This window comes from Sphingobacterium sp. IITKGP-BTPF85 (assembly GCF_001006065.1).
Classification (GTDB): Bacteria; Bacteroidota; Bacteroidia; order Sphingobacteriales; family Sphingobacteriaceae; genus Sphingobacterium; species Sphingobacterium anhuiense.
Window position 1 is genome coordinate 1 of the sequence record NZ_ASZT02000329.1, and the last position, 686, is coordinate 686.

2 protein-coding genes are annotated in these 686 nt (G+C 40.2%); both read left to right on the plus strand.

Annotated features, from left to right (window positions below; translation table 11 throughout):
* The first annotated feature begins 103 nt into the window (after nt 1-103).
* Complete coding sequence (locus L950_RS25490; protein ID WP_031288283.1) at nt 104-418, plus strand: transposase; 315 nt, start codon at nt 104-106, stop codon at nt 416-418.
* A 32-nt stretch (nt 419-450) separates the two neighbouring features.
* Nucleotides 451-686: IS3 family transposase (locus L950_RS28270; protein ID WP_021189999.1), on the plus strand; the 236-nt coding region annotated here is incomplete at its 3' end.

Genomic DNA, 686 nt, shown 5'->3' on the forward strand with positions numbered 1-686 from the left:
AAGATAAAGGGTCTAATGAGAATTAGGCCCTTTTGATCTTATTGAGTTGCCGTACATTTGAGTGAACATCAAGTTAAGTGAATTTGGTAACTTAACAGAAATTATGTCACAAGAAAGAAAAACGTATCCAAAAGAGTTCAAGGTAATGAGTGTTGAACTGAGTAATACCCGTACAGACCTGGGCGCCCTTGCGAAAGAACTGGATATTAGTCCAGCGTTGTTGTATCGCTGGCGGAAGGAGTTTTCCAGCAAACAAGGCAGTAGTTTTCCTGGAAATGGAAAAGTCATACTCAGCGCAGCTGAGCAAGAGCTGGCTTTATTGAAGAAGGAATTGCGTGAAACACAGATGGAGCGCGATATCTTAAAAAAGGCTATCAGCATTTTCTCCAAGGGCGACAACAAATATTCGGGTTCATAAAGGATCACTGCAGAATATTTTTAGTTGGGAAGATGTGTTCAGTATTTAAAGTGAGTAGGGCTGGATTTTACAAATGGACGGTCAGCAGTCCATCAAACAGAAGCATTGAAAATCAAATGATTGAAGCCGAGGTTTTACAAGCCTTTGAGAACAGTAAAAAGATATATGGCAGTCCCAGGATTACCTTGGAACTGCATAAAAAGGCTATTAGCGTATCCAGACCGAGAGTTGCAAGAATCATGAAAAAAGCTAAACTGAGAAGCATAGT